The 7,320-nt window shown below is 72.5% G+C and carries 8 protein-coding genes; 3 read left to right on the forward strand and 5 right to left on the reverse strand.

Features of this window, described 5'->3' with window-relative positions; all coding sequences use genetic code 11:
- Window positions 1-1,326, reverse strand: a 1,326-nt coding sequence (locus tag AOK18_RS05275) for an aldehyde dehydrogenase family protein (protein WP_055693541.1), incomplete at its 3' end; no start/stop codon positions are given.
- A gap of 245 nt (window positions 1,327-1,571) precedes the next feature.
- A complete protein-coding gene (locus AOK18_RS05280; RefSeq protein WP_055693542.1) occupies window positions 1,572-2,030 on the reverse strand; it encodes a hypothetical protein in 459 nt (152 codons plus the stop codon).
- Window positions 2,031-2,507: 477 nt separating this feature from the next.
- On the opposite strand from AOK18_RS05280, the gene AOK18_RS05285 reads away from it, so the two are divergent.
- Window positions 2,508-2,954: a hypothetical protein gene (locus AOK18_RS05285; protein WP_055693543.1), complete on the forward strand. Its 447-nt coding sequence runs from the start codon at window positions 2,508-2,510 to the stop codon at window positions 2,952-2,954.
- 244 nt (window positions 2,955-3,198) lie between these two features.
- The gene (locus AOK18_RS05290) at window positions 3,199-3,936 is read left to right on the forward strand and encodes a hypothetical protein (protein ID WP_055693544.1); all 738 of its coding nucleotides are present in this window, start codon (window positions 3,199-3,201) and stop codon (window positions 3,934-3,936) included.
- A 61-nt stretch (window positions 3,937-3,997) separates the two neighbouring features.
- Here the strand turns inward: AOK18_RS05290 and AOK18_RS32890 are convergent, their stop codons facing one another.
- The 3 genes from AOK18_RS32890 to AOK18_RS05300 all read right to left on the reverse strand — a co-directional run bounded on the left by AOK18_RS32890 (window position 3,998) and on the right by AOK18_RS05300 (window position 5,839).
- The gene (locus tag AOK18_RS32890; RefSeq protein WP_157865037.1) at window positions 3,998-4,150 is read right to left on the reverse strand and encodes a hypothetical protein; all 153 of its coding nucleotides are present in this window, start codon (window positions 4,148-4,150) and stop codon (window positions 3,998-4,000) included.
- 93 nt (window positions 4,151-4,243) lie between these two features.
- The gene (locus tag AOK18_RS05295) at window positions 4,244-4,729 is read right to left on the reverse strand and encodes a GNAT family N-acetyltransferase (RefSeq protein ID WP_055693545.1); all 486 of its coding nucleotides are present in this window, start codon (window positions 4,727-4,729) and stop codon (window positions 4,244-4,246) included.
- A gap of 51 nt (window positions 4,730-4,780) precedes the next feature.
- Window positions 4,781-5,839 carry an alpha/beta hydrolase gene (locus AOK18_RS05300; protein ID WP_240503069.1) on the reverse strand — a complete coding sequence of 353 codons (1,059 nt, stop codon included), beginning with the start codon at window positions 5,837-5,839 and terminating at the stop codon, window positions 4,781-4,783.
- Between the two features lie 627 nt (window positions 5,840-6,466).
- Between AOK18_RS05300 and AOK18_RS05305 the strand changes: the two genes are divergently transcribed.
- On the forward strand, window positions 6,467-7,320 hold an 854-nt coding region (locus AOK18_RS05305; protein WP_157865038.1), incomplete at its 3' end, for a hypothetical protein.

Consider the following 7,320-nt stretch of genomic DNA (forward strand, 5'->3'; position numbering starts at 1 on the left):
GTAGGGGTGGAAGTCGTTGATCCACACGGTGCCGTGCCGCAGCCGCTGGGCGACGCGCTGGGCGCGGCTCGCGTCGGAGGTCCACACGCCGCCGGCCAGGCCGTAACGGGTGCCGTTGGCCAGTTCCACCGCCTCGTCCTCGGTGCGGAAGCGCTCGACGGTGACGACCGGGCCGAAGACCTCCTCCTGGACGATGCCCATGGACCGGTCGCAGTCGGCGAAAATGGTCGGCAGCAGGAAGAACCCGCTGCTCAGCGCGGGGTCGTCGGGACGGGTGCCGCCGGTGACGAGCCGGGCGCCCTCCTCCCGGGCGGTGGCGATGTGACGCTCGACCTTCTCCCGGTGCTCGGCGGAGCTGAGCGGGCCGCTCTCGGTGCCCTCCTCCATGCCGTTGCCCAGGCGGATCGCCCGGGCGCGCTGGGCGAGGGAGTCGACGAACCGGTCGTACAGGGCTTCCTGGACCAGCAGGCGTGAACCGGCGGAGCAGACCTGCCCGGCGTGCAGGAAGGCCGCGTCCAGCGCGTAGTCCACGGCGGCGTCGAAGTGGGCGTCCTCGAAGACGATGTTGGGGTTCTTGCCGCCCAGTTCCAGGGCGACGGTCTTCGGCCCCTCGGCGGCGGCGGCCATGATGGTGCGCCCGGTGGCCAGGCCTCCGGTGAAGGACACCAGGTCGACCTCGGGGTGGCCGGTCAGGGCCGCGCCGACGGTCGCCCCGGAGCCGAGCACCAGGTTGGCGACGCCGGGCGGGGCGCCGGCCTCCTCGATCAGCCGGATCATGGCGATCGTGGTGAGCGGTGTGGTCTCACTGGGTTTGAGGACAAAGGTGTTGCCGGCGGCCAGCGCCGGCGCGACCTTCCACGAGGCCTGCAGCAGCGGGTAGTTCCAGGGGGCGATGAGCGCGCACACCCCGACCGGCTGGTAGACGACGCGGCTGAGGACGTCCGGGCCGACGTCCACGACACGGCCGCCGTCCTTGCCCGCGAGTTCCGCGAAGTAGCGGAAGGCGTTCGCCACGTCCTCCACGTCGAAGCGGGACTCGGCCAGCGTCTTGCCGGTGTCGAGGGTCTCGGTGCGGGCGATCTCCTCCTTGTCGCGCAGCAGGAGGTCGTGGACGCGCAGCAGGAGGTCGGCGCGGTGACGGGTGGAGGTGTTCGCCCACTCCCCCTCGTCGAAGGCACGCCGGGCGGCGCGCACCGCGCGGTCCACGTCCGTGGCGTCCGCCTCGTCGACCGTCTGGACGACGGAGGCGTCGTACGGGTTGACCACCTCCCGCCGCCCGCCGGCCACGGCCCGGGTCCACTCGCCGTCGATGTACAGCTCGCCCACCGCGGGGCCTCCTTCGCGTCCGGCCGGTACCGATCGGTTTGCCGGTCGGCAGCACAGCCCATCGTGCGGTCGGCGGCCCCGGGACGCACGGCCACCGTCGCAACCGGGTGGCCCGGGCGGCCCGGGCGGGCTAACGACCGGCCGGGACGGGCCCGGACGGGCTGGTCGGGAGGCGTACGCGGAGGCGACGCACGAGACGTTGTCCCGGAAGTGGGCCCCGGGTCAGAAGGCGGCCGGCGCGCCGGTCAGCGGACGTCCGCGTTGCGGCGTCGCGTCGTCTTCCTCACCGGCCGGCGGATGATGTCGTCGTCGGCCTCCTCGCGCGGGACATAGCTGAAGCCGCCTTCCGCCGCGGGGTCGTAGTGCACGACGACGCCGTCCCTGGTGAGCATGGACCGCCAGGACTCCAGTCTCTTCCTGGAGTCCTGGTCCAGGCTCATGCATGCTCGGGCCCTGGCTTCCACCCGGAGCATCGTCAGCGGATACAGATGTCGGTGCCGCAGCTCCACGGCCCAGGGGATCAGGTCGTCGTCGCGTGTGATCCGGCGGGCCAGACCGCGGCGACGACGGAAGTTGGACCACATCGACAACTGGGTCTCGAGGTGGTACTTGCGCCGGTACTCATCGGCCATCTGCTGGTAGGTCCACCCTGCCTCGAACCACCTGATGACCTCGCCCTCATCGACTATCTTCTTCTTCGCCACGTCTCTCCACCGGGCCCTCAGCGAGCCTGGCCGGCCGCTTCCGTCCTCCGTGTCCGGGCCGGGCCGGGCCGGGCCTCACCACGCTGCCACTCGGCCCTGCCATCCGGGCACATGGTCGCACACGGTTGCGATCGAATCGGGGAAACCCCCAGGTCGGACGGCAGCAGGGCGGGCCGTCACTCCGCGGAGGCACCGCATGGAGTGCTCTGCACAGCCGCACGGAGCACAAGCCCATCGGTGTCCGTCGGACCGGGGTGACTCCCTCGGTCCCCGGTGCCGAGCCGGGCGACTCGGAAGGGTCGGCGTACACCGTCGGCAACAGCGGATGCGCCAGCGCCCGGAGGATCGTCCCCGACGGCGGAGGCAGTGGAGGCGGAGGTGACGACAGCGGTGGGGTCTTCGACTCCTGCCACCTCGTCCTCACCGGCATCGGACCGGCCGACAGCGCCCCGTCCGGCACCGTGGCGAGGTCCCGACATGCGACGCGTGCTGCTGACCCTCGCCACGGCGGCGGCTCTGACCGGCTGTTCGGCCTTCGGCCGGGACGCCTCCTGCACCCGGGCGGACAGGGACTCCGCGGTCTCCGTGGTGTGGCGGCCCGCCGACTCCGGCGGCACGGACGCGGCGGTGGTCCGCGTGTGCGTGAAGGACAGGTGCGAGGAGCGGACGTCCGGCGACGCCGACGACCCGGTCGCAGGGGTGTCGGTCCGCCTCCCGGACGACGTCGGCGCCGTCACCGTCCCGGTGCGCCTGAAGGTGACGGCGGCGCGGGACGACCGGATTCTCGTGGACGCCGGCCGCCGCGCACGGTTGACGGAGCAGCACCCCAACGGCACCTCGTGTGCGCCCGGAGCATGGACGGCAACCTTCCGCGCCGACCCCGACAAAGGGCTCACCTCACCCGAGGGCCTGTCCCTGCGGTGAGACGACCCGGGTGAAGCGGGACGTCTGGTCACCACCACTCGTCGAGGGCCTCGGCCAACGGGGAAGCGGCATCCTGACGTCCCCCGAACGCTCTGCCCCACGGCTCGGTCAGGCGATAGGGTCCGGACGTGCGTTGATCTTCCGGGCGGCGGCCCTGTGCAGCCGCGGACGGTACGGGGCGCCTCCCTGAGCAGGGAGCCGCCCCCGCAGGCATACCCTTCGCCACTCCACCGGAGATCCACCCATGACCGCTCAGCAGCCCCTCTCCTACGACGCGTTCGTCGAACTCGCCGCCGCCGATCCATCCGTGGCCGGCCTCGTCCTCACAGGTTCCCGAGCCCACGACGGCATGGTCACCCGGTACTCCGACCACGACCTGTACGTGGTCCTCGCCGAGGACGCCACGAGCGATCTCACCCGGTTCGCGGGCCACCGCACCGCCGAGCTGGACCTCGTCGTCGTCTCCCTCAGCGAGTTCCGTGCGGCCGGGATGCCCGGGTTCGAACGCTACGCCCTCGCCCGCGCCCGGGTCCTGCTCGACCGGCTCGACGGGTGCATCGCCAGGATCCTCGCCGACAAGGCGCGCCTGGGTGCCGAGGAGGCGTTCCGGGACGCCGGCGACCGGCTCGACGCCTACGCCAACTCGCTCTACCGCTCCGTCAAGAACCACCGGGACGGCCGGACGCTCGCCGCCCGTCTGGACGCCGCCGACAGCATGCGGTTCCTGCTGGAGCTGCTGTTCACCCTCGACCGTCGCCTCCGCCCCTACAACAAGTACCTGGAGTGGGAACTCGACCGGCACCCGCTGCCGGGCTGGGACACCGGGGTGCTGCTCCGTGCCGTGGACCGCGTCTCCGCAACCGGCGACGTGGCCCTGCAGCGGCGCCTGTTCGCCCTGGTCGAGGCGGTGGCCCGGGAGGCCGGGCACGGCCCGGTGCTGGACGCATGGGGCGAGGACCTGGACCTCATGCGACCGCGGTGAAGGAGACGGGGAGAGCACCGGCGCCTCTCGCTCCGTGCGACCGGTCCCGCCCTGAGCCTGCCTACTCGGTCCGCAGCTTCCCCAGCGGGGCGGGGTCTTCGTCCCGTGCGGTGACCGCCGCCCTCCAGCCGACTTCCTCGGGGTGGAGGGCGCTGTGCAGGCAGGCCGAGGCGAGCTTCCGGACCGGTGCCACGCGGACGGGTCCCCCCGTCATGCCCGACGGCGTCGTCGGCGGCCCGGCCGACGGGAGTCCGTTACGTCTGACGGGTCGGCGCGCCCACCAGGGGCTTCCGGTCGTCCCGGCTGGTCAGGCGGCGGCCACCCCGCTGCTCAGCGCGGCCACGATCTCCTCGCCCTCGAACTCTCCGGTGGGCGTGAAGCCCAGTGACGCGTACAGGCGAGCGGCGGGGGTGTTCTCCGGGTGGTAGGAGAGCCGGACCTCACGGCAGGACGGCAGCGCGGCGAGGCGCCGCATCAGGGCGCGCATCGTGGCACGGCCCACGCCCTTGCCCTGCTCGGCGGCGTTGACGACCATGCCGCCGATCCAGTGGGTGCCGTCCTCCTCGTCGTACGCCCACATGACGTGGCCCACGACCTCGTCACCGGCCCGGACCGCGAGGGAGTTCCAGGTTCCGTCCCGCAGGGAGAGCAGCAGGTAGCGTGCGCCGAGGGCAGCCACGAACCGGCGCTGGTCGTCGGCGGGAGCCACGTCGGCGACGGCGCGCCAGTTCTCGTCCGTGATCTCCTCGAGCACCACGCACCGGCCCCGGCGGTCGGTGTCTTCCTTCGTCATCAACCCTGTTCCTCCGCTCGGCACGGGGAGGACGACCCCGGGCGGACCTGGTCAGTCGTCAGCGCGGTCGACCCGCAGGGCGTCCAGCAGCATCGGGAGCGACGCGTGCAGTTCGCGTTCCCAGTATGCCCAGCCGTGGGTTCCCGGTCCGTAGAAGTGGGTGGTCACGTGCTTCGCACCCACCCTCTTCAACTCGGTGGCGAGGGCGTGGTTCTGCCGGTTGAAGTCGGCCTCGAGCGGGCTCGTGCCGCCCGGCGGGTCCAGCGGGCCGGTGGTGCCGTCTCCGCACGACAGGTACACGGGGACCGACCGGAGCCGCTCGGCCAGGTGGAACGGGTCGTGGGCCTGCCAGATGCGGCGTTGCGCAACCGGGTCGCCCCAGACCCGCAGCGGGTCGTCGCCCTGGCCGGCGAAGAAGCCCATGATGCGCTCGACCGACTCTCCGTTCAGAAGCGGGTGGGCCGAACCGGAGTACGCGGCGGTCGCCTTGAACATGCCAGGGTTTCGTGCGGCGTACTGCAGGGCGCCCTGGCCTCCCATCGACAGGCCGGCCACGACGCGGTCGGCGCCGGCGCCCCAGTCACGCTCCAGGAGGTGCCGCAGCTCCACGGTGTGGAACGTCTCCCAGGCCGGGTCGCCGCCCTGACCGTGGTTCCACCAGTCGCTGTACCAGCCGTTCCAGCCCGCCTCCGGCATCACCACGAGGACGTCGCGCAGGCTGTCGGTCTGCGCGACGTCGGTCATCGCGGTCCACGAGGTGTAGTCGCCGCAGCAACCGTGCAGCAGCCAGAGGGCCGGCCAGTGCTGCCGGCGTCGCGCGTCCGGGTTCCAGCCGTCGGGGGTGAGCAGGCGGACCTCGACCGTACGGCCGCCCAGGGCCTGCGATCTCACCGACAGGTCGACCTGCCGGTCCGCGACCTGGGTGACCGCGACGACCTCGGCGCCTCGTGACGCCCCGGAACGCGACCCGTCGGTCCCTGCCTGGACGCCGGGGGCGGAAGAGCCCGGTGGCGGGGAGGCGGCGAGTGCCGGTGCGGTGGGGGCGAGGGTGAGCAGCAGTACGGCGAGAACGAGGGGAACGCGGGCTCGGAGGGTCAGGACGGCGGTCACGGTCGCGATCACGTCGGCTCCCTGCGGTGTGGTTCGTCGCTGACGGCCCGTCGTCGCACTCTGCATGAGTAGTGGCGGGTCCCGCCTCGCGTCAAGGTCCACGAGCGGAAACCCGCCCTCGAACGGGAGCACCCCGTAGAGGTCTCCCACGCGGCCCCGAGTTGCGGCCTCGTCGCCGATGACGTGGCCGGGGCGGCCACGGGGCCGTCCCGGCCCGGGGTGGGGCGCCTGTGCCGCGTCCCTGTGACCGGTCGTCGTCCGAGGCCCACCTCCGGGTACTCGCACGCCAGGTCCCTCTCCCCGAGAACGCCCGAAGCGGCCGGACGGCATGCGTACGGTCCACCGGACGCGTCCGTACGCCGACTCGGCGCACGGACGCTCCTGGAACCGACCCGCAGTAACGATCGGGTGTTCCCGTGAACCGGGGGCTGTGAAGCGGCTGTCGAGCCGTGGCAGGATTCCGTCCCGGAAGCGCCTTGCGGATCCAGCACGCCGGACTGCCTCATGACCTCCCGTCATCGCAGGTCGCAAAGCTCTTCCTCGGTCGCGTGGGGAGCGCGGTCGTGCGTCACCCGGCGGATCCGGGCTGAAAGGTGCGCGCAAGGCGCGCGGCAAGGGGGCTCCACGGTGTTCTCGGTTTCGTCGCTCCGGCAATGGCTGCGGGAGACGCCCGACCTGATGCTCTCGTTGTTCCGGCACGTCGAGAAGGCGCACGGCCCGGATGCCTTGCAGTACCGGGGCGGCCCGGCGGCCGCGAAGCTGCGCAAGACGGCCGGTGTCCGCATGTGGGTCACCCGAGCGCCGGAGCGACTGCTGCTCAACGTCTGCGGGTGCGGCATGGTGATGGCCGAATCCCGGCTGTGCGAGCTGGGGTACGAGGACCAGATCCAGGACCCGGACCTCGAACAGCTCACGCGCATGCTGAAGGACCTGCCGCCGGACCTGGCCCAGCTGATGCTCCACGGCCTCTCGCTCTTCTCCGACGCACCCGCCCACCGGTTCGCGCACGGTCACGCGGAGGAGCTCCTGGAGGCCGCGCTGAGCGATGCCGCTCCTCTCGCGGAAGCCGACTACGAGCGGCTGTCCTGTGCGAACCGGGTTCAGGAGGACGCCGACGAGGCGGCCCGGCCGGAACCCGACGGCACCACGGCCGTTCCTCGGGAAGAGCACGGGAGCGAGGTCGTGGTGGAGCCGGACGCCGACGGGATCGAGCTGGAGACCGTGCGGCTGAACGAAGCCGGAGCGGCGCTGGCCGGAAGGCTGGACGCCTTCGCCGCGGCGGTCCGCGACGGGCGGGTGGCCGACGGCCGGGAGCTCTTGCGCGACACGGTGTCGTGGGTCCGGGAACGCCGGGCTCTGGCCAAGGCCTTCGCGGCCGCCGGCGCGGAAGGGGAATGGGCCGACGACCAGGGCTGGTCCTCGGCGCAGACGCTCGTCGAGCGGCTGCGGGAGGAGCAGCGCCGTCAGCAGGAGACCGACCG

It is taken from the genome of Streptomyces prasinopilosus (genome assembly GCF_001419695.1).
Lineage (GTDB): Bacteria > Actinomycetota > Actinomycetes > Streptomycetales > Streptomycetaceae > Streptomyces > Streptomyces prasinopilosus.